17 protein-coding genes are annotated in these 18,861 nt (G+C 65.9%); 10 read left to right on the top strand and 7 right to left on the bottom strand.

What is annotated here, in order from left to right; genetic code table 11:
- The first annotated feature begins 64 nt into the window (after positions 1-64).
- The 5 genes from OSH07_RS05525 to OSH07_RS05505 all read left to right on the top strand — a co-directional run bounded on the left by OSH07_RS05525 (position 65) and on the right by OSH07_RS05505 (position 5,018).
- Entirely contained in the window at positions 65-844 is a 780-nt protein-coding gene (locus OSH07_RS05525) for an SDR family oxidoreductase (protein ID WP_266337617.1), read from the top strand.
- An 11-nt stretch (positions 845-855) separates the two neighbouring features.
- On the top strand, positions 856-1,857 hold the full coding sequence (locus tag OSH07_RS05520) for a Gfo/Idh/MocA family protein (protein ID WP_266337616.1): 1,002 nt from the start codon (positions 856-858) through the stop codon (positions 1,855-1,857).
- Positions 1,858-1,868: 11 nt separating this feature from the next.
- On the top strand, positions 1,869-2,912 hold the full coding sequence (locus OSH07_RS05515; protein WP_266337615.1) for a Gfo/Idh/MocA family protein: 1,044 nt from the start codon (positions 1,869-1,871) through the stop codon (positions 2,910-2,912).
- A 522-nt stretch (positions 2,913-3,434) separates the two neighbouring features.
- Entirely contained in the window at positions 3,435-3,929 is a 495-nt protein-coding gene (locus tag OSH07_RS05510; RefSeq protein WP_266337614.1) for an NUDIX hydrolase, read from the top strand.
- A gap of 339 nt (positions 3,930-4,268) precedes the next feature.
- Entirely contained in the window at positions 4,269-5,018 is a 750-nt protein-coding gene (locus tag OSH07_RS05505; RefSeq protein ID WP_266337613.1) for a class I SAM-dependent methyltransferase, read from the top strand.
- 6 nt (positions 5,019-5,024) lie between these two features.
- Here OSH07_RS05505 and OSH07_RS05500 read toward each other — a convergent pair whose 3' ends face one another.
- On the bottom strand, positions 5,025-6,287 hold the full coding sequence (locus OSH07_RS05500; RefSeq protein ID WP_266337612.1) for a hypothetical protein: 1,263 nt from the start codon (positions 6,285-6,287) through the stop codon (positions 5,025-5,027).
- Between the two features lie 8 nt (positions 6,288-6,295).
- Entirely contained in the window at positions 6,296-7,792 is a 1,497-nt protein-coding gene (locus OSH07_RS05495; protein ID WP_266337611.1) for an undecaprenyl-phosphate glucose phosphotransferase, read from the bottom strand.
- Between the two features lie 153 nt (positions 7,793-7,945).
- Between OSH07_RS05495 and OSH07_RS05490 the strand changes: the two genes are divergently transcribed.
- Both OSH07_RS05490 and OSH07_RS05485 read left to right on the top strand, forming a co-directional pair.
- The gene (locus tag OSH07_RS05490) at positions 7,946-8,734 is read left to right on the top strand and encodes an AraC family transcriptional regulator (RefSeq protein ID WP_266337610.1); all 789 of its coding nucleotides are present in this window, start codon (positions 7,946-7,948) and stop codon (positions 8,732-8,734) included.
- Positions 8,735-8,814: 80 nt separating this feature from the next.
- The gene (locus OSH07_RS05485) at positions 8,815-9,165 is read left to right on the top strand and encodes a VOC family protein (RefSeq protein WP_266337609.1); all 351 of its coding nucleotides are present in this window, start codon (positions 8,815-8,817) and stop codon (positions 9,163-9,165) included.
- Between the two features lie 64 nt (positions 9,166-9,229).
- On the opposite strand, the gene OSH07_RS05480 is transcribed toward OSH07_RS05485, so the two are convergent.
- Together OSH07_RS05480 and OSH07_RS05475 are read right to left on the bottom strand one after the other, a co-directional pair.
- Entirely contained in the window at positions 9,230-10,435 is a 1,206-nt protein-coding gene (locus tag OSH07_RS05480; RefSeq protein WP_266337608.1) for a glycosyltransferase, read from the bottom strand.
- A gap of 5 nt (positions 10,436-10,440) precedes the next feature.
- On the bottom strand, positions 10,441-11,004 hold the full coding sequence (locus OSH07_RS05475) for a polysaccharide biosynthesis/export family protein (RefSeq protein WP_266337607.1): 564 nt from the start codon (positions 11,002-11,004) through the stop codon (positions 10,441-10,443).
- A gap of 205 nt (positions 11,005-11,209) precedes the next feature.
- On the opposite strand from OSH07_RS05475, the gene OSH07_RS05470 reads away from it, so the two are divergent.
- A complete protein-coding gene (locus OSH07_RS05470; RefSeq protein WP_266337606.1) occupies positions 11,210-13,327 on the top strand; it encodes a GumC family protein in 2,118 nt (705 codons plus the stop codon).
- Here the strand turns inward: OSH07_RS05470 and OSH07_RS05465 are convergent, their stop codons facing one another.
- Positions 13,328-14,542: a GNAT family N-acetyltransferase gene (locus OSH07_RS05465; RefSeq protein ID WP_266337605.1), complete on the bottom strand. Its 1,215-nt coding sequence runs from the start codon at positions 14,540-14,542 to the stop codon at positions 13,328-13,330.
- Between the two features lie 112 nt (positions 14,543-14,654).
- On the opposite strand from OSH07_RS05465, the gene OSH07_RS05460 reads away from it, so the two are divergent.
- Complete coding sequence (locus OSH07_RS05460) at positions 14,655-15,725, top strand: polysaccharide deacetylase family protein (protein WP_266337604.1); 1,071 nt, start codon at positions 14,655-14,657, stop codon at positions 15,723-15,725.
- Here the strand turns inward: OSH07_RS05460 and OSH07_RS05455 are convergent.
- The gene (locus OSH07_RS05455; protein WP_266337603.1) at positions 15,706-15,921 is read right to left on the bottom strand and encodes a DUF2842 domain-containing protein; all 216 of its coding nucleotides are present in this window, start codon (positions 15,919-15,921) and stop codon (positions 15,706-15,708) included. The two genes, OSH07_RS05460 and OSH07_RS05455, sit on opposite strands and share 20 nt — an antisense overlap.
- 215 nt (positions 15,922-16,136) lie before the next feature.
- Between OSH07_RS05455 and OSH07_RS05450 the strand changes: the two genes are divergently transcribed.
- On the top strand, positions 16,137-17,228 hold the full coding sequence (locus OSH07_RS05450; protein WP_266337602.1) for a COX15/CtaA family protein: 1,092 nt from the start codon (positions 16,137-16,139) through the stop codon (positions 17,226-17,228).
- Positions 17,229-17,285: 57 nt separating this feature from the next.
- On the opposite strand, the gene OSH07_RS05445 is transcribed toward OSH07_RS05450, so the two are convergent.
- Complete coding sequence (locus OSH07_RS05445) at positions 17,286-18,860, bottom strand: hydantoinase B/oxoprolinase family protein (protein ID WP_266337601.1); 1,575 nt, start codon at positions 18,858-18,860, stop codon at positions 17,286-17,288.
- Position 18,861: the final 1 nt, after the last annotated feature.

The following is an 18,861-nucleotide window of genomic DNA, read 5'->3' as shown; positions in this document are numbered from 1 at the left end:
CTCTGCATCTTCATATGCGTCGATCCCGCCTTCGCCGGATCGACGGGCATCGAAAGGGTTCGCGATGAGTGGTGCCTTTGCGGGCAAGCGGGTGGCGGTGACGGGTGCCGCCGGCGGTATCGGCCAGATGCTCTGTCGCCAGTTCGGCGGCGATGGGGCGACGATCCTGGCGGTCGACAAGAGCCCAGCCGTGCGCTCTTTCGTCGAGACGCTGAAGGGCGAGGGCATCCGGGCCCGCGCGGCCGAGGTGGATATCGGCTCGGCGGATCAGGTCGCCGAGGCGTTCGCCGCGTTTGGCGCTGTCGATATTCTCGTCAACAATGCCGGCTATTCGTCGCATCCGACACTTGCTGCCACGGATCCGGCCGGCTGGCAGTCCGACATGCACGGCAATCTGGGCGGCGCCTATACCTGTGCGTATGCCGTCCTGCCCGGCATGGTGGACCGGCGCTGGGGTGCGATCGTCAATGTCGGATCGGTGAACGCCCTCCATGCGCTCGGCGACCCTGCCTACAGCGCCGCCAAGGCTGGCATGATCGCCATGACCAAGGCGATCGCCATGGAGTATGGCCGCTATGGCGTCCGCGCCAACATCGTGCTGCCGGGAACGGTGCGGACGCCGCTCTGGGAGCAGCGCGCGGCCAAGGACCCGAAGGTGCTGGAGACATTGCAGCGTTGGTATCCGCTCGGTCGCATCGTCGAGCCGGCCGAAGTGGCGCGCGTCATCGTCTTCCTGGCGTCGGACGCGGCCAGCGCCGTCACGGGCACGGTGCTGCCGGTCGATTGCGGCCTCTCCGCCGGCAACATCGTCATGTCGCGCGAACTGACACTCGAAGATTTCTGAGGGGGAGAGACATGGACAGACTGCGCGTCGGCGTCATCGGGCTCGGCTGGTTCGGCGAGATCCACTGCGAGACGATCATCGGTGTTCCCAATCTCGAACTGGCGGCGCTCTGCACCCGTCAGCCGGATCGCCTTGCTGCCATGGGCGCCAAGTTCGGCGTCGCCAAGACCTATGTCGACTACAACGACATGCTTGCCGATCCGGATATCGACGCCGTCTCGATCTGCACCATGTGGGACCAGCACGTCGGCCCGGCCGTAGCTGCGCTGAAGGCGGGAAGGCACGTCTTCCTGGAGAAGCCGATCGCCTCGACCGTCGAGGACGCGCGCACCATCGTTGAGGCGGCGAAGGGCGCGAAGGGCATCCTGTTTGTCGGTCACATCGTGCGCTTCAATCCGCGCTACCGCATGGCCAAACAGGCGATCGACGCCGGCAAGATCGGCAAGATCGTCGCGCTGTCGTCGCGGCGGAACATCCCCGCCGCCTGGACGCCGACCATCCTGAACAAGATCGGCCCGATCGTCGGAGACGCCATCCACGACACCGACGTCATGCTGTGGTTCACAGGCGAGAGGATCGTTTCCGCCTATGCGCAGACCATCTCGGTGCGCAACCTTAGGCATCCCGACATCGGCCAGACGATGTACCGCTTCGCGAGCGGGGCGACGGCGACGCTCGAGACGGTCTGGTGCATGCCGGAGAAGACGCCTTTCGACATAGACGAGCGCATGTCGATCATCGGCACCGAGGGAATCATACACGTCCAGGACACCTTCCCGAACCTTGGCATCGTCTCCAGCGACAAGCTGCATAGCCCGGACACGACCTACTGGCCGGAGTTCAACGGCGTGCGGGGCGGAGCGCTGCGCGACGAGTTTTCCTATTTCGCCAATTGCGCGCTCGCCGGCCAGACGCCGGTCATGGGCGTGCCGGAGGATGCCGCCGCGGCGCTCGAAGCGACGCTGGCTGCCGAGGAATCCGCCCGCACGGGCAATGTCATCAGGATCGAATAGGGGTGAGGAAAATGGCCAAGCAACGCGTACTCGTCGTCGGTCTGGGCAACATGGGCATGAGCCACGCGCTCGCCTATGCGAAGATCGATGGCTACGAACTGGTCGGTCTCTGCACGCGCAACATCGACAAGGTCGAACTGCCGTCGCAGCTCCAGGGCGTGCCGAAGTTCAACAATTTCGAAACCGCGCTGGCCGAGCTGAAGCCGGACGTCGTCTCGATCAATACCATGCCGGACACCCATGCCGATTTCGCCATCAAGGCGATGGAAGCGGGCGCGCATGTCTTCGTCGAGAAGCCGATGGCAATCTCGGCCGAGGATGCCGAGCGCGTCGTCGAAGTCGCCAAGCGGACCCAACGCAAGCTCGTCATCGGCTACATCCTGCGTCAGCATCCGAGCTGGGTGAAGTTCATCGAGATCGCGCGCGAGCTCGGCACGCCGCTTGTCTTCCGCATGAACCTGAACCAGCAGTCGAACGGCGAGACCTGGGAATGGCACAAGCGGCTGATGCAGAGCTTCCCGCCGATCGTCGATTGCGGCGTCCATTATGTCGACGTCATGTGCCAGATGACCTCTGCCAAGCCGGTTCGCGTCCACGCCATCGGCGCGCGCCTGACGGACGAGGTGCCGATCAACAATTACGGCCAGTTGCAGGTGATGTTCGAGGATGGCTCGGTCGGCTGGTACGAGGCCGGCTGGGGGCCGATGGTGTCGGAGCAGGCCTTCTTCGTGAAGGACGTGTTCGGCCCGAAGGGTTCGGCTTCGATCGTCATGGCGGAGAACAACTCGGGCGTGAAGTCGGACGATATCAACGCCCATACCAAGACCAGCCAGATCCTTCGCCACTATGCCGATATGAGCCGGCCGGACGAACGCATCGACGTTTCGGACGAGCCTGACCACAATGCCCTGTGCGAGCGGGAGCAACTCTACCTGCTCAAGGCGATCGAGGAGGATCTCGACCTGACCGATCACATGAATGACGGCGTGAAGAGCCTCAAGATCGTGCTCGCCGCCGACAAGTCGATCCAGACGCAGCAGGTCGTGGCCCTTTAGCTTCCGCCTGTCGCCAGAAAGGTAGTCGGCGGAAATTCAGCGCCGGGCCGGAAGCGGTCCGGCGCCTTTTTTCTATTCGTTTGCCTCTCCTTTGAGCGTATCTACACTCCGGCCCAACCTTGAGTGACCTCGATCACATACCAAATCGGCGGGTCGTTATATGGCTTGAGGGCAGGTCGACAATTTTCTAAACTGAATCATACTTTGGTCAGAATCGCGGATCATAGAACTCATCATGTCGATGGTGATTCATCTTTTTGTTTCGAGGCCGACCGGAAAAATGTGCGATTTTTCCCGGAGCGGCTTCTTGGCGAACTGAATACCGCGCAGTTCTTCCTCTCCGGGTCCAGATCATCGTTTGCGGTTGATGCCTCTTGTGTGGCTCTCGCGGCCGGAGTTTTTGATGTCTGTTTCGTTTAGCCTTCCGATTTCTTCCCGATACGCGTCAGGCGCGCAGCGCACGTCTGTGCGCGCTCGCGGGGCGCGGCGGCCCGGGCTGGTCCAACGCGGGGCTCGGCACTGATGGACGAATTGATCCTCGAGCGCCCGTCGCGCTGGCGTGAACCTCTCGAAGAAGGCGACGTCTTCCAGCAGTTCGGTGCCTTGCCGTGGCGGCGCAACAAGCATGGCGAGATCCGCGTGCTGCTCGTCACGTCGAGGGAACGCGGACGCTGGCTGTTCCCGAAGGGCTGGCTGGCGCCGGGGCGCTCGGCGCCCGACAGCGCCGCGACCGAAGCGTTTGAGGAAGCGGGAGTCGTGGGTGACATTCACCGCGAGGCGCTCGGGTCCTACAGCTATGCGAAGATCCTGAACGACCAGTCCTCGGTCGATTGCATTGTCACGATGTTTCCACTGCGGGTGCGTGGAACTCTGCTGGAGTGGCGCGAGCGTTGCGAACGCAAGCGTCGCTGGTGTCATCTCTCCGAAGCCGTCGAGATCGTCTCCGACGAGGGGCTGGGGCGGCTGTTGCGCGAGATCCAGGCGGATGATCGCCTGAAGGCGCTCTGCGGCCGCTAGTTCCCTCGACATCACAGGCTCCCGCTGCTCGCGGCGGCGCGGGTTCGCCTGAGGCTGGCAGGATCACAATCGGTTGTCCGGCGGGAAGCGCTGTTGCCGCGCCTGCGTGCCGAGCACGCTCCAGAGCGCTTCGTGCCCCGCCGCGGGCCCGCTGCACGGCTCGGTTTCGTCCGGCTCGGGCAGGGGTGGCGACACGCCCTGGGTGGTCACGTTTCGGCGAGACAGCCGGAGCGGCGGGACGGCCCCTTGCCGCCCGCGTGGTCACGCCCAGCTCCGATCCTGTGCTAGACTGGCGCCGCGACCGCGAGGCGCCTGCCGCGGTCGAACGGAGATCGATCCATGGTCGATGTGCTTCGTACCCACCGGCAGCTTGACCGGCATGTATCGGCTCGAGCCAGCCTGCCGTCGCAGCAGATCTTCCAGCGTGACTGGAAGATCTATCGGAAGTTCATCGACAACAACTACCTGTTCCATCGCGAGGCCTATGCCTGCCTGCGCAGCGTCCTGGCCCGGGAGATGAGCGGGAAGTCGTTCTCCTTTCTTGACATTGCCTGCGGCGATGCGGGCGCCAGCATCGACGCGCTGCGCGGGGCCGGCATCGTGCACTATGAGGGCATCGACCTCTCTCGCGCCGCGCTGGATATCGCGGATGCCAACCTGTCGGCGCTCGGTTGCCCGTTCGTGCTGAAGGAGGGCGACTTCGCCGAAGTGTTGTCGCAGCGCGAGGAGCCGGTAGATTTCGTCTGGATCGGCCTTTCGCTTCATCATCTGCGCACACCGGAGAAGCGCTCCGTCATGCGCGCCGTTCGGTCCATCATCGGCGAGAATGGGCGCTTCCTGATCTATGAAAATACCAGCCCGGACGGCGAGAACCGGGAGGGCTGGCTGGAGCGGTGGCAGGCGCAGCGTCCGTTCTGGACTGCTTTCGATGCCGCCGAATGGGACGTGACCTGGAACCACGTTTCGGCCGCCGATTTCCCGGAAACGGTATCGGGGTGGCGAAGCCTGGCGGAGGAGGCCGGCTTCAAACGGGCGCGAGAATTGTTCGTCGCGCCGAGCGACCTGTTCCGCCTCTACTCGTTCGAGTGATGCCGTTCAGCCGGCACGGGGCAGGGCGACCGGCCCGAAGATTAGGGGTGACGGGGCGGCGGGCCGCATCCGCGCCATGCGCTGCGTCTTCCATTCGAGCGCATAGAGCCCCCAGAGCAGGCCGTAGATCAGGAAGACGTGCCGCCAGTGATCGTTGTCGATCACGTTGTGGATCATCAGATGGCCGAGATAGACGGCGTAGACGCTCTGCACGAACGGTGTCCAGGGGCGGTTCCTGAAGACCAGCGGCGTGGCGATCACCAGCGTCCAGATGACGAGGACGATGTAGGAGAAGCCGCCGAGCCAGCCATAGGCGGTGAAGCCCTTCAGCCACATGTTGTGCTCGTCCTCGCCCATCATCTTGCCGAACTCGAACGGGCCGAGTCCGAACGGAAGCTCCTGCACCATGAAGAAGCCGATGATGTGCCGCTCGAACCGGCCGAGGCGGCCGCCGTCATATTCCTGCACCAGCTTGAAGCGTTGCGCGAAGAGATCCTGCACGACGGGAATCGACAGGAGCAGCGCCAGCAGCAACGCCGTGATCAGGAGGCCACCGAGGATATAGGCGAGCATCCGTAGCCGGTGGCTCTGGCGCGGCTCGGTCAGGAAGGCGAGCAGCGTCACCAGCAGGAGCGCGAAGATCGCGAGGCCCCAGGCGGCGCGCGAGAAGGACAGGAAGATGCCGGCCAGCAGGACCAGTATGCCGGTCATGCGCCAGAACGAACGGCTGAGGCGGTCCGTCAACACCGCGCGGGTCAGCACCACCAGCGGCAAAACCAGAAATGGGCCGAAGACGTTCGGATCCTTGAACGTGCCCTTGGCGCGGTCATAGAGGGTGAAGAGGCTCGCATAGGGCATCTTGCCGAAATAGGCGAGGATGCCGATCAGCGCGCAGATCACGGCGGCGGCAATGTAGCTACGCTCGATCACCTTGAGCCGACGCTCGGTATCGACCTGGACGACGGCGGCGTAGAAGATCGACGAGATGATGAGGAAACCCGTCGTCGCCATGTAGACGACCGGCTTCTGGAAAGCCTGCAACTGCGTGAAGGAAAGCAGGCCGCCGGCCATGTAGGCCAGCATCAGCGCGATCATTGGCAGCATGGGCCGGCTCAGCTTCAGGCCGACGAATGCCCAGATCGCGACGACGAGGCACAGCAGCAGGTCCGACGGCGCCGGCTCGAAAAGCACGAAGCCGCTCAGGAAGACCAGGACCGCGATGGTCGCGTTGGCGACCAAGCGGGCCGGGATCGCCTGGGGCCTCGTCACGACGCGCATCAATAGGCGTTTTCGGAGTTGATCAGCGAGAACGGCGTCATCATGAGGATGTAGAGGTCGAAGGGCACTGACCAGCGCTCGATATATTGCAGGTCGAATTCGACGCGGCGGCGGATCTTCTCCGGCGTGTCGACTTCGCCGCGCCAGCCATTGATCTGGGCCCAGCCCGTGACGCCCGGCTTCACCTTGTGGCGGGCGAAATAGCCGTCGACGACCTCGTCCCAGAGCCGGTTCTCTGTGTGGGCGTTGACCGCATGCGGCCGCGGGCCGACCAGCGAGAGTTCGCCGCGCAGCACGTTCACCAACTGCGGCAGCTCGTCGAGCGAAGTGCGGCGGATGAAGCGGCCGATCCGGGTAACGCGGGCATCGCCCTTGGTGACGGCGACCTTTGCCGCCGGATCGCTCATGTGGTGATACATCGAGCGGAACTTGAAGACCTCGATGACCTCGTTGTTGAAGCCGTAGCGCTTCTGGCGGAACAGCACGGGCCCCGGGCTGTCGAGCCGGATGGCGATGGCCGTGAGCAGCATGACCGGCGACAGAACGATGAGGGCGAGGGTCGCGATGACGATGTCGAAGGCCCGCTTCAGAAGCGAATCCCAGCCGGCGATCGGCCGATCGAACAGGTCGACCAGCGGCACCGGGCCGACATACGAATAGGAGCGCGGGGTGAAGCGGAGCTTGCTGCCAAGCGCCGAGATGCGGATATCGACCGGCAGCACCCAAAGCCGCTTCAAGAGCTGAAGCACACGGTTCTCGGCGCTCATCGGCAGCGCGACGATCAGGAGGTCGATGCGGGCGAGTCGTGCGAATTCGACGAGCTCTGCCACGGTGCCGAGCTTGGGGACGCCGGCGACTTCGTCGGGCGAGCGATCGCCGCCACGATCGTCGAACAGGCCGCAGATACGGACATCGGCGCGGCCCTGGTCGCCGAGCGCCTCGAGCAACTCGGCCGCCAACTCGCCGCCACCGACGATCACCGCGCGGCGTTCCAGCCGGCCTTGTCCGGTCCAGCGATGGACGAGCGCGGCGATCGTGACGCGCTCGAGGATGAAGAAGGTCGCGCCCACAAGGAACATGATGCCGAGCCAGGCACGGCGCCCATCGCTCTGGAGCTCGAAGAAGAAGCTGCCGGCGGCAACGATGGCAATGGTCAGCGCCCAGCCGATCAGGATGCGCGACAGCACCGGTAGATAGTCGCGGAGCGCCCCAATGCTGTAGCCGCCGATTGAACGGATGCCGAAGATGGCGATCAATGGTGCAGCGACGACGAGCAGGAGTTCGCTCAGGCCGGGCACGGCCGCCGAAGATGCGCTCGGCCAGAAGGCAAGGCCGATGAGAATGAGCGCGATCGCCTCGATCGCCTGGACCGCGCCGGCAAGCAGGCGTGGCGATATGGCTTCCTTCGATAGCGCCGCGGCGACCTCGCGCGCATGCTGGTTCAGCGAGGCACGGTGCGGCGACGCTTCGAGGCTTTGATTGGGATCGATCGTCATGGCCTGATGGAAACCGACAATATCCCAACAGTTTAGGCCGCGAGCGCTAACAAACCTTTGCCGCCCCGTCTCGCCCGGGGAAATGAAGCCACATGGACGGCATTGTCCGCTACAGTGAGTGGCGGCGAAGGATTGAGGAGGCAGGAGAGCGCATTGCTGGAGAGGGATTTCGGCGTTGCGGCGCCGGCCGATGGTGCTGGTGTCTACCGTGAGTATCTCCCTCCGGCGGCGCTTGGCGCGCATTTTCAGTGTGTCTGGCTGCACCGCGCGGCGCAGGATCATTCCGGGCCGGTCGAGGTGGTTCCCGACGGCTGCGTCGATATGATCTGGCGGGAGGGCCGCCTCCATGTCGCGGGGCCGGACATCACGACGGCCCGGCCCATCCTGAAGGCCGGGGCGGTCGTCCTCGGCGCGCGCTTCCGCGCCGGCGCGGCTTCGGGCTGGCTCGGCCTGCCGATGAGCGAGATCGTTGGACGCGCCGTCGACATGGCCGATCTCTGGGACGCGCGCGCGGTCGCCGATATCAACGATCGGGTCGGCGACGCCGCATCGCCCGTGGCTCAGGCGCGCCGGCTTTTGCGGGCGCTGGCCGAGCGGGCGCCTTCCCAGCCGGACCCGGATCCAGCCGCGGCGCGCATGTTCGCCTGGTTGCATCGCGGGCTCGGCAGCGCCGAGCCGGTCGCAACGTTGCGCCGGCGTCTCGATATGAGCGAGCGCACCTTGCTACGCCGCAGCCGCCAGCACTTTGGCTACGGGCCGAAGACGCTCGACCGCATCCTGCGGTTCCAGCGCTTTCAGGCGGCGGCGCGCTGTGCCGACTGCGCCAGCCTGGCCGAGATGGCGGCGGAGGTCGGATATGCCGACCAGGCCCATCTCGGGCGGGAGATCCAGGTCCTCTGCGGCATGTCTGCCGCGACCTATGTGCGCCAGCTCGGCGGTTGATTGGCCGATTTGTTCAAGACGCCGTCATGACGTTTCGCCACCATGGTTCCCACTTTTCCTCGACTTCAGGAGCATGAACCATGGGTACGCGCGGCAAAGACCGGCAGATCGACAACATCGAGTTCAACGTCAGCGACATCGCTCGCTCAAAGGCTTTCTATGGCGGCGTGTTCGGCTGGACCTTCACGGACTATGGTCCGGACTATTGCGAGTTCACGGATGGCCGCCTGACCGGAGGTTTCACGACCGGCCCCGTTCGTCCGGGCGGCCCCCTGGTCATTCTCTATGCCGACGATCTTGCCGCGACGCAGAAGCGTCTGGAGGCCGTTGGCGCGCCGATCACGACGCCGACCTTCGACTTTCCCGGCGGCAGCCGGTTCCATTTCACCGATCCGGACGGCTATGAACTTGCCGTGTGGACGGCGCGCTAGAGCGTTTTCGAGCGAAGTGGATCCCGGGTCGCGTGAAGAAAACACGACCAAGCTCTCGTCGAACTCAGAGGATCGGCCGGGGCTTGTGGATCGGCTCGACGCCGTCCTCGCGGCAATCGCGATAGAGCGCGCCGACCACATTCGTCATGTGGCGGATCGAGAAACGCGGGTGGACGAGGTGCTGCAGGCGCAGCGCCTCCTCCGCGGCGCGCGCCGGATCGTCGAGCAGGTCACCCATGGCATCGGCCAGCGCCCCCGCGTCGCCCGGGGCAACCAGGCGGCCTTGCTCGGAAGCAAAGATCTCCGGGATGCCGCCGACCCGCGTGGCGATGATCGGGCGTGCCGCCGCGGCGGCTTCCAGCACGACATAGGGCATCGATTCGGCTCGTGACGGCACGACGACCATCCGCGCCATGCCGAAGGCGGTGCGGGTTGCCATGGCCGGGTGGAAGCGGGTGGTCGCCTCCAGGCCGAGACGGCGCACCAGCGCCTCGTAACTCTCCTTGTCGGGACCGTCGCCGACGATTTCGGCTGAAGGAGCGACGCCGCGCCGGTCGCGCAGGCGGGCGAGGGCATGGATGAAGACGTCGGTGCCCTTCAGGTCGCGCATCATGCCGATATAGAGGAAATCGGCCGGGTTCGGGACGGCGACGACCGGCTCGAACTCCTCTTCGCGGATTCCGTTCGGCACGATCCGCCACGGCTTGCGCGGCGCGCCGACCTTCTGAGCATAGGCCTGCGCCTCGTAGTGGCTGACGAAGACGAGTGCGTCGGTCATCGTCTCCAGGAAGTGCTCGATGCGAAAGAACAGCCGCCCCGAGCGCGTCCCGGCGTCATAGTGCAGGCTTCCGCCATGCGGACAGTAGATGCGAGCCACGCTGGAACCAAAGACCCGCAAGAGCGTGCCGATACCGCGCCCATACACGCCGCCCTTGGCGCCATGCGTATGGAGGATATCGGGATCGAGAGCCCTGATGCGGCGGAACAGCCGCAAAAAGGCGAGAAGATCGGATGGCGACACCTGCCGTTGCATCGGCGTGCGGTGCAGCCCGAGTTCGAGATGCGGCAACAGCGCCTGGATCAACTCTTCTTCCCGCGCGCCGCCCGTGGAGGAATCGCAGACGATGCCGACGCTGTGTCCTTCGGCCGCCTGCGCCTCCGCGAGGTCGCGAACATGTCGGAAGATGCCGCCGACGGGTGACCGGAAGCAGTGAACGATCCTGAACTTGGCGCCTTTGCGCGCGTGAGGTTCGTCCAGCTGCTCGGTCATTTGGGTCAGAAGAAGCGCTCGCGCACGTTGACGGTATCGCCGGGATAGATCGGCTGCGTCGGCAATAGCCGGACAGTCGTGACTTTTCCGTTCACCTGGCGAGTGACGTCGACGTCGGCACGCTGGGCGCGTGGCGTGAAGCCACCGGCGATGGCGACGGCCGTCTGCGCGGTCATGCCGTTGACATAAGGATACTGCCCGGCGCTTGCGACCTCGCCCATGATGAAGAACGGGCGGTAGCGATCGACCTCGACCGAAACGTCGGGATTGCGCACGAAACCCTTGCGCAGCTTGGCGGCGATGTCGCCTTCCATTTCCTGGGTGCTGCGGCCGCGGGCAGCCACCGCGCCGATCAGCGGCATCGAGATGTAGCCGGCCTGGTCGATGGTGTAGCTGTTCGTCAGGTCCGCCTGGCCAAACACGATGACGCGCAGGCGATCGCCGCTGTCGAGGCGATAGGGGGCGATCAGCGCCTTGTAGGTCGCGGGGTCCTGCGGCGGATAGGCGGTGGTGCAGCCACCGAGCAGGGCAGCGCCGATAAGCGTCGCGACAATAAGGAAGAATCGCATCAGGGCAGCGTCCGGCTCGCGAGTGAATCGATAGGCTGGACTGTCAGTCGCGCATGGTTAATGCGAGGTAAAATTGCCGCTCGTGCCCACATCGTTCGGCGGAAGCCCTTAACCGCCCACGAGCGAAATTAACGCAGTAGTTACCCTGACTTACGATCATGCCGCGTCGGCAGGGAGACTGGGCGCGATTATGACGGATGGCCGGTTGGGGCAAATCGATGATGTCGAGCTCGACGTCAGGGCGCTGTTCGGCGCGCTTTTGCGCGCATTGCCATGGCTGCTGCTGGCTGCTGTCCTGTTCGCCAGCGCGCTTTATGTCGGCCTCAATTTCGTCACGCCGCGCTACTCGGCCGAAGCCAAGATCCTGATCGAGAGCGGCGAATCGGAAATCACCCGCGCCGGGACCGGCACCGAGGAGGTGAGGGCGCTTCTCGATTCCGAGGGCGTCGCCAGCCAGGTCCAGCTTATCGGGTCGCGCGACCTGGCGACGACGGTCGTCGATTCGCTCAGCCTCGCCTCGCTCAAGGAATTCAACAAACCGCGTTTCCTGCCCGGATTCGACCAGATGCTGGTCCGGATCGGGCTCGGCCGGCCCGTGCCCGAGGGCTCGGTGGAAGAGCGCGTGCTGCAGCGTTTCGCCGATCGGCTCGACGTCTTCTCCATCGACAAGACCCGGGTCATCACGGTCGGGTTCTCTTCGACCAACCCGCAGCTTGCCGCGCGGGTCGCCAATGCGGTTGCCGACGAGTATCTCGCGCTGGAACGCGAGGCGCGGCGCTCGACCAACGCCGATGCCACCCGCTGGCTTGAATCGCAGATCGCCGAACTGCGCACCAAGGTCACCAGTGCCGAGGCCAAGGTGGAGGCCTTCCGCACCGAGCATGGCCTGTTTTCCGGCGGGCAGAACAACACCTCGCTCGCGCAGCAGAAGCTGAATGATCTGAACGCCGAGCTGGCGCGTCTCGTCGCCGCCCGTTCCGCCGCCGAGGCCAAGGCCGACATGGTCCGCAAGAGCCTCGCCAGCGGCGCGACGCCGGACGTGCCGGATGTGCGCGATTCGCAGCTGATCCAGCGCCTGCGCGAGCAGCAGGTGGCGCTCCGGGCGCAGATCGCGCAGCTTTCGGCGACCTTGCTGCCGGCGCACCCGCGCATCCGCGAATTGAACGCCCAGTTGGGCGACCTCGACGGCCAGGTTCGCCGCGAGGTGACCCGTATCCTGCAGAGCCTCGACGGCGAGGCGGCGACGGCGCGTGCCCGCGAGGCGGATATCGGTCAGGACATCACCCGCGCCAAGGCGGCGACCGGGCAGACCAACAATGACGAGGTCGAGCTTCGGGCGCTCGAGCGCGAGGCGACCGCGCAGCGCGACCTGCTCGAGAGCTATCTGAAGCGTTATCGCGAGGCTTCGTCGCGCCAGGACGGCAACTACCTGCCGGCGGACGCCCGCATCATCTCGCGCGCCGCCGTGCCGCTGGAGCCGACCTTCCCGAAGAAGCTGCCGATCACGGCGGCGGCCACCGTGGCGCTGCTGCTGCTCGCGATCGCCGTCATCATGATCCGCGAGCTTACCTCTGGCCGGGCGCTCCGCCGCATCTCGATCGGCGCGCCGCCGATGGTCGCCGACGCCGTTCCGGTCGACGGCAAGATTCGCTGGCAGGACGAAGCGACGGAGCCGCAGCCGCTGGATCCGCCGATGCCCGCCCTGGCGCGCGGCCTGACCGCCGAGGCGCAGGATTCGCTGAACTCGATCGTCGACCACGTGGTCGAATCGAAGGCGCGCCGCGTCCTGGTTTCCATGGCGGAGCTGGGTTCGACCGGCCGCCCGCTCGCGGCGGTCGCGCTCGCCCGCGCGCTGTCGCGTCGCGGCAACCGCGTGCTCCTGATCGATCTCCATGCCGACGGGGCGGACAGCAAGGCGATGTCGGCGGGCGATCGCCTGCCGGGCCTCACCGATCTCTTCGCCGGGATCGCCTCGTTCGCGCAGGTGATCTTCCGGGACCGCCGCTCGCGGGCCCACCTCATCCCGCACGGCCTCCTGGAATTCGGCCCGGACACGGCCAAGGGCGAGCGCTTTGTCAGCATCCTCGATGCGCTCGACCAGACCTATGACCAGATCCTGCTCGACGCGGACGCCGAGATGGCACTTCAGCTGGCGGCGCAGTCCGGCGCCGTGATCGTCGTTGCCGACGGCAGCGCCAGCGATCCGCGCGCGGCACGCGCCTATGAGGCGATGAAGGCGGCAACTTCGGCCGAGGTCATGGTGCTGATCGCCGAGGCGCCAACTGTCGCCGAGGATCCGGAGCTCGAGGACGCCGTCGCCTGATCAGTCCGATTCGGCGGCGCCGGGCTTCTCGGCCTGGCCGCGCCAACGCCGGACGGTCTTCGCCAATCTCCAGAGCTTCGGATTGTCGCGGACGGCGCGCTCGGCACGATCGGCGAGGCGCAAGACGGTCGCGGCGGCCCGTCCCGCCGGCGTCACCGGGACGATGGCGCGCACATGCGGTTCGACGACGTCCAGCCAGGACGCCTTGTAGCGCTCGTCGCCGCGTCCGAGGTCGAGCGCCGTCAGGCCCCGCTCGCAACTCGCGGCGATAACCTCGTAGAGCATTAGTTCACCGGGGCTGACCCGCCGCCAGTCGTCATCCGAAACGGACATGAAATATCCGCTCAGGCGTCCGGACCGGGTGCCGCTGCCGAGGATGGCGCGGATGCCGCCATCGATCTCCAGCGCGTCGAGTTCCATGACGAAGCTGCTGTCTCCGCTCCAACGGCGGCGGACGAGGGCACGGAAGAATTCCGCGACGCCCGGCTCGGCGAAGCTGTCGTCGATGCCCTGGGCGCGGAACCACGCCGCCTTCTGGGCGAAGTAGCTATCGAGAATGGCGAGCGCCTCGGCCTCCGAGCCGGCGCGTCGCAACTGGAAGCCACCGACGGGTTCGAGCGTGTTGGTCTGCCAGCGGCGCTTCTTGGCCTTCTTGGCGCCCCGATGCGCCTTGAGCACGGCGGCGAAGTCCGGCTCCAGCCGCATCATGCCGACATCGCAGCGCGCGGGTGCGGCCTCGGTGTGGGCCGCCAGCGGGTTTGCGGCCCCCGCCCATTCGCGCGGCTGGGCGTCGAGATCGAAGAGGTCGATGCGGCCGATCGTCTTGGCGACGCGCCTCAGCAGGGCCAAAGTCGATGTCCTGTCGAGCGTGGCCGACAAGGCGGGATCGAACAGGCCCATGCGGATATTCGCATGCTCGCCGCCGAGAAAGCGGCCGATCCGCAGCGGGCCGATCCTTTCGATGCCGAGCGGCAGGATGGCAAGCGGACGCCCCTGATCGCGGATCGCGACGATGGCAGGCCGGATGCGCTGCGGTCCGGCCGCCGCCTCCGTCCAGCAATCGATCCAGTCGAAGCTCTGGTAGACGGAGACCTGCAGGGATCCTTCCAGCCTTCGCCAGTCGTCCGCGATGGCGCGTGGCGAGGCATGCATGGAAATGTCGAGATCCGTAACGGCGATGCGTCTCGTCGGCGCCTGCGCGTCTGATCCGTCCATGCGTGCGATTCCACGGTTGCCATAAGTTCTTGCAACGATATCAACCTATCGTAAACATCGGGTTCGTATGACGCAGCGGCGGCTATACGGCGCGGGCGGGCTGGGATCACCGATGCATGGGCTGAAGACTACCGGCTACAAGGCAGGCCTGAACGCGCTCTACTGGAGCGGCGCGCATCGACTGTTCGCGCCGCATGCGCGCGGCGCCGGCGCGATCCTGATGTTCCATCACGTTCGGCCGGCCAGCCCTTCGCGTTTCCAGCCCAATGCCCATCTCGAGGTCACGCCCGGGTTTCTCGCCAAGGTCATCCAGCGCACCCGTGTCCATGGACTGGATATCGTCGACCTCGACGAAGCGAGGCGCCGACTGGCTGACCGTGAACGCGGGGGCCGGTTCGTGGTCCTTACCTTCGACGACGGCTATCGCAATAATTTCACCGACGCCTATCCGATCCTGAAGGCGGAAGCGGCGCCCTTCACGGTCTATGTGTCGACGGGACTGATCGACGGGACGGCGGTTCCCTGGTGGGAGGTCATCGTTCTGCTGATCGAGCGCACCCGGCGCGTGCAGGTGCGGATCGGCGACCGCGAACTAGACCTGCCGGCGACAAGCCTTTCGGAGAAGCGCGTCGCGGCGCGGACGCTCGCCCGGGAGCTGTGCAATGTCGGCGAGGACGAGCAGCGCGCAGCGATCGGGCGCATCGCGGCGGCGCATGGCATCGACACGCGGCAGATGCTGGCACAGGAGATGATGGACTGGGACGAGATCCGGGCGCTCTCCGCCGACCCGCTGGCGACGATCGGCGCTCATACCGTCGGTCACTACGCCCTGGCGAGGCTGGATCCGCGCCGCGCCCGCCGCGAGATGATCGAGAGCCGCGAGCGGATTGAGGTGATGACGGGAAAGCGGCCGCGCCATTTCGCCTATCCCTATGGCTCGCTCCGTTCGGCAGGGCAGCGCGAGTTCGATCTTGCCGCCGAGCTCGGCTTCGCCACCGCAGTGACGACGCGACGCGGCGTGCTCGGTCCCAGGAGCCGATTGACGGCGCTGCCGCGGATTTCGATGAACGGCCATTATCAGTCCGCTCATTATATCGACCTGCTGCTTTCCGGCGTTCCGATCGCGCTGGAGCGGCGGATTCGTGGCTGGGTCGGCCGGAATCCTAGCGCTTCGGCTCGATAGGCTTCTGCATCCAGGCGATGATGGCGCCGGCCGGGAAGATCCAGGCGAGCCCGACGACGACATAGTAGAGCATCTGTGCCCAGCGCGGTGCTTCCGGCAGTTTCAGCTGGGCGATCACCATGGCGACGAAGGCATAGACGATCACCAGAACCACGAGCGCGATCATGCCGATGAATTTGCGGAGCCGGATGGGCATGTCTGGCCTTTCGTGCATGACCTGCTGCTGGGGAGGGCTTGGCCGAGGGCATAGCGCGTTCGCCGCCGAACCGCAAAGGCCGTGATCGACCTTGGCAGGGCCTAACATTGCGCGACCGGATGTCGCGCGGCCGATTGGTACGCCGGGGGCGGGGTCTGTTGTCCGCGGCGCGCCGAGCCGCTAAGCCCAACCGTCGAGATCTCTTGAGGTGCGCGATGGCGATGGATGGTTTGGCGGCGAACAGCACGGTGAAGCAGTCCCCTGTGCGGGACAGGCAGCGCGACCGCGCGCTGATCCGCATCTGGCTCGGCGCCGTCATCGTGATGGTCATCGCCATGATCGTCGTCGGCGGCGCCACGCGCCTGACCGGCTCGGGTCTCTCGATCACCGAGTGGAAGCCGATCCATGGTGTGATTCCGCCGATCGGCGATGTCGAGTGGCAGGAAGAATTCGCCAAATACCAGCAGATTCCGCAATACGAGATCGTCAACAAGGGCATGACGGTCGACGAGTTCAAGCAGATCTTCTGGTGGGAATGGGGCCACCGCCTGCTCGGGCGCCTGGTCGGCGTCGTCTTCTTTGTACCTTTCGTCCTGCTCTGGGCCACCGGCCGGATCGAGCGCCGGCTGGTGCCGCGCCTGCTCGGCCTGTTCGCGCTCGGCGGCCTGCAGGGCGCCATCGGCTGGTGGATGGTCACCAGCGGCCTCGTGAACCGTATCAGCGTCAGTCAGTACCGGCTGGCGATCCATCTCATTATCGCCTGCTTCATCCTCGGCGCCGCCGTCTGGATCAGCCGCGGACTGGCGCCGGATCGCGGCGAGAATCGCAAGGCCTCCGCGCCGCTCAAGGGCATGGCGACCTTCATGGTCGTGGTCGTCTTTCTGCAGATCTTCCTCGGCGGTCTCGTCGCCGGCCTGAAGGCGGGGCTGACCTACAACACCTGGCCGCTGATGGCCGGCAATTTCATCCCGACTGGCGTCTATGACTACGATCCCAAGTGGCGGAGCGTGTTCGAGGACGCGATGACGGTGCAGTTCGACCATCGCGTCGTCGCCTATCTGCTGTTTATCGCCGCGCTGATCCATGCCTTTCAGGCCTGGAAGCTGGTGCCCCGTTCGGCAGCGGCCCGGCGCGCCCGCCATCTGGCGCTGCTCGTCACCGCGCAGGCCGGCATCGGTATTGCAACCCTGATCGCCGTGGTGCCGCTCGACCTCGCCCTGCTGCACCAGTTCGGCGCCGCTGTGGTGCTGTGGGCGGCTGTCTCGCACCGGCGCGCATTGAACGAGCCGACGCCCGTCACGGCATAGGAACTTCTCGACCGAAGGAAACGCGAGCGCCGGCTTCGGCGCTTGCCACCCTTTGGCTTAAGCCCGCTTGCCCCAGCCGCCGCCCTGCGCCGTAGTGATACGGATGCTGTCTCCCGGCGCGACCGGAACCGCGCTTGCCACCGCATGGCGCTCGACGGAACCGTCCGTGCGCAGGATCTCGACCCGATTGGTGGTGCCCGCTTCGCCACCATTCAGGCCCCAGACGGGCTCGACGCTGCGGCTGAAGCCGGCCGTCATCACTGTCTCCGTGCCGCGCACCGCATATTCCGACACGATGCCCTTGCCGCCGTGGTGCAGGCCGTCGCCACCCGGTTCGTCGTTCAGCGACAGGCGGCGATAGTCGAGCCCGTAGCGGGCCTCGGCGATTTCGACCGGGCAGTTGTAGGTGTCGCCGTGACCGGCCGAGAACTGCGCGTTGATGCCGTCGCGGGTCGCCGTCGCGCCCCAGCCGCCGACCTGTGGCTCGACCAGGGTGAAGCGGCGACCATGGGCCGGATGCCGGCCGGCGACGACGATGGAGCAGATCGAGGCGAAATGGCCGGCCGGCATGCGCTCGGGGGACGCCTCGGCCAGGCCGCGCCACAGCATGTCGTAGAGGCGCACGCGGGTTTCGAAATAGTAGCCCTGCGGCGCCGGCGGGCGCGGATCGAAGATCGAGCCTTCGCGGGTCAACACTTCCAGCGGGCGGAACGATCCGGCATTGCAGACCATGTCGGGCGCCGTCGCCATCTTGAAGATCAGCTGGCAGGCGATGATCGCGCCGTCGCGGCTCAGATTGTTCGGTTTGGCGCTTTCGTCCGGCGCGTCGCGCAGATCGACGATGAAGCGATCTTCGGTGATCTCGATCGCGGCGCGCCAGAGCGAGCCATCGTCCAGCCGTTCCTCGACCTGCAGCCGGCCCTTCGGCAGCAGCGCCAGTCCCTGCCGCGACCGCGCCTCGGCATAGGCGAACATCCCCGCGATGGCGTTTTCGACGGTTGCCGCGCCATAGGAATCGACAAGGCGCTCGACCCGCTCGGCGCCCTTGCGGACGCTGGCGATCGAGGCCCAGAGATCGCCTTCAAGGAGATCGGGCAGGCGTGAATTCGCCTTGAGGATGGCGAAGACCGGCTTGATCGGCTTGCCCGCCTCGAAGAGCTTCACCGCCGGCAGCCGCAGGCCCTCGGCGAAGATGTCGCGTGCCTCGGTCCACATCGACCCGGGCACGGCGCCGCCAAGATCGCTCCAGTGACCGACATTCGCGGTCCAGGCGACAAGGCGCCCCTCGGCGAAGACCGGCATCGCCAGCACGACATCGTTCAGATGCGTCACGCCGCCGAAATAGGGATCGTTGGTGGCGAAGACATCGCCGGGCTGGATGTCGTCGGGCGAGGTGAGGGCGATGATCGCCTTCACCGCCTTGTCGAGCATGCCGACGAAGGTCGGGATGCCCGCGCCCGAACTGACCAGCTCGCCGCGCGCGTCGGTGATGCCGGTGCCGACATCGAGCACTTCGTAGATGATCGGACTCATCGCCGCCTTGCGCAGCACGGCGAACATTTCGTCCGCCGCCGCCGACAGCGACGAGGCGATGACGTCGAGCGTGAAGGGATCGTCGACGTCGGCGCTCATG

The sequence above is a fragment of the Kaistia nematophila genome (genome assembly GCF_026343855.1).
GTDB classification, from domain to species: domain Bacteria; phylum Pseudomonadota; class Alphaproteobacteria; order Rhizobiales; family Kaistiaceae; genus Kaistia; species Kaistia nematophila.
The sequence above is the reverse complement of the archived record's forward strand: the minus strand, read 5'-3'. Positions and strand labels throughout refer to the sequence as shown.

What these genes read in the sequence shown, in the direction of transcription:
- OSH07_RS05520 (WP_266337616.1), top strand. Translation starts at nt 856, where the DNA reads ATGGACAGACTGCGCGTCGGCGTCATCGGGCTCGGCTGGTTCGGCGAG.
- OSH07_RS05525 (WP_266337617.1), top strand. Translation starts at nt 65, where the DNA reads ATGAGTGGTGCCTTTGCGGGCAAGCGGGTGGCGGTGACGGGTGCCGCC.
- OSH07_RS05475 (WP_266337607.1), bottom strand. Translation starts at nt 11,004, where the DNA reads ATGCGATTCTTCCTTATTGTCGCGACGCTTATCGGCGCTGCCCTGCTC.
- OSH07_RS05480 (WP_266337608.1), bottom strand. Translation starts at nt 10,435, where the DNA reads ATGACCGAGCAGCTGGACGAACCTCACGCGCGCAAAGGCGCCAAGTTC.
- OSH07_RS05455 (WP_266337603.1), bottom strand. Translation starts at nt 15,921, where the DNA reads ATGCCCATCCGGCTCCGCAAATTCATCGGCATGATCGCGCTCGTGGTT.
- OSH07_RS05460 (WP_266337604.1), top strand. Translation starts at nt 14,655, where the DNA reads ATGCATGGGCTGAAGACTACCGGCTACAAGGCAGGCCTGAACGCGCTC.
- OSH07_RS05510 (WP_266337614.1), top strand. Translation starts at nt 3,435, where the DNA reads ATGGACGAATTGATCCTCGAGCGCCCGTCGCGCTGGCGTGAACCTCTC.
- OSH07_RS05515 (WP_266337615.1), top strand. Translation starts at nt 1,869, where the DNA reads ATGGCCAAGCAACGCGTACTCGTCGTCGGTCTGGGCAACATGGGCATG.
- OSH07_RS05465 (WP_266337605.1), bottom strand. Translation starts at nt 14,542, where the DNA reads ATGGACGGATCAGACGCGCAGGCGCCGACGAGACGCATCGCCGTTACG.
- OSH07_RS05485 (WP_266337609.1), top strand. Translation starts at nt 8,815, where the DNA reads ATGGGTACGCGCGGCAAAGACCGGCAGATCGACAACATCGAGTTCAAC.
- OSH07_RS05495 (WP_266337611.1), bottom strand. Translation starts at nt 7,792, where the DNA reads ATGACGATCGATCCCAATCAAAGCCTCGAAGCGTCGCCGCACCGTGCC.
- OSH07_RS05505 (WP_266337613.1), top strand. Translation starts at nt 4,269, where the DNA reads ATGGTCGATGTGCTTCGTACCCACCGGCAGCTTGACCGGCATGTATCG.
- OSH07_RS05450 (WP_266337602.1), top strand. Translation starts at nt 16,137, where the DNA reads ATGGCGATGGATGGTTTGGCGGCGAACAGCACGGTGAAGCAGTCCCCT.
- OSH07_RS05445 (WP_266337601.1), bottom strand. Translation starts at nt 18,860, where the DNA reads ATGAGCGCCGACGTCGACGATCCCTTCACGCTCGACGTCATCGCCTCG.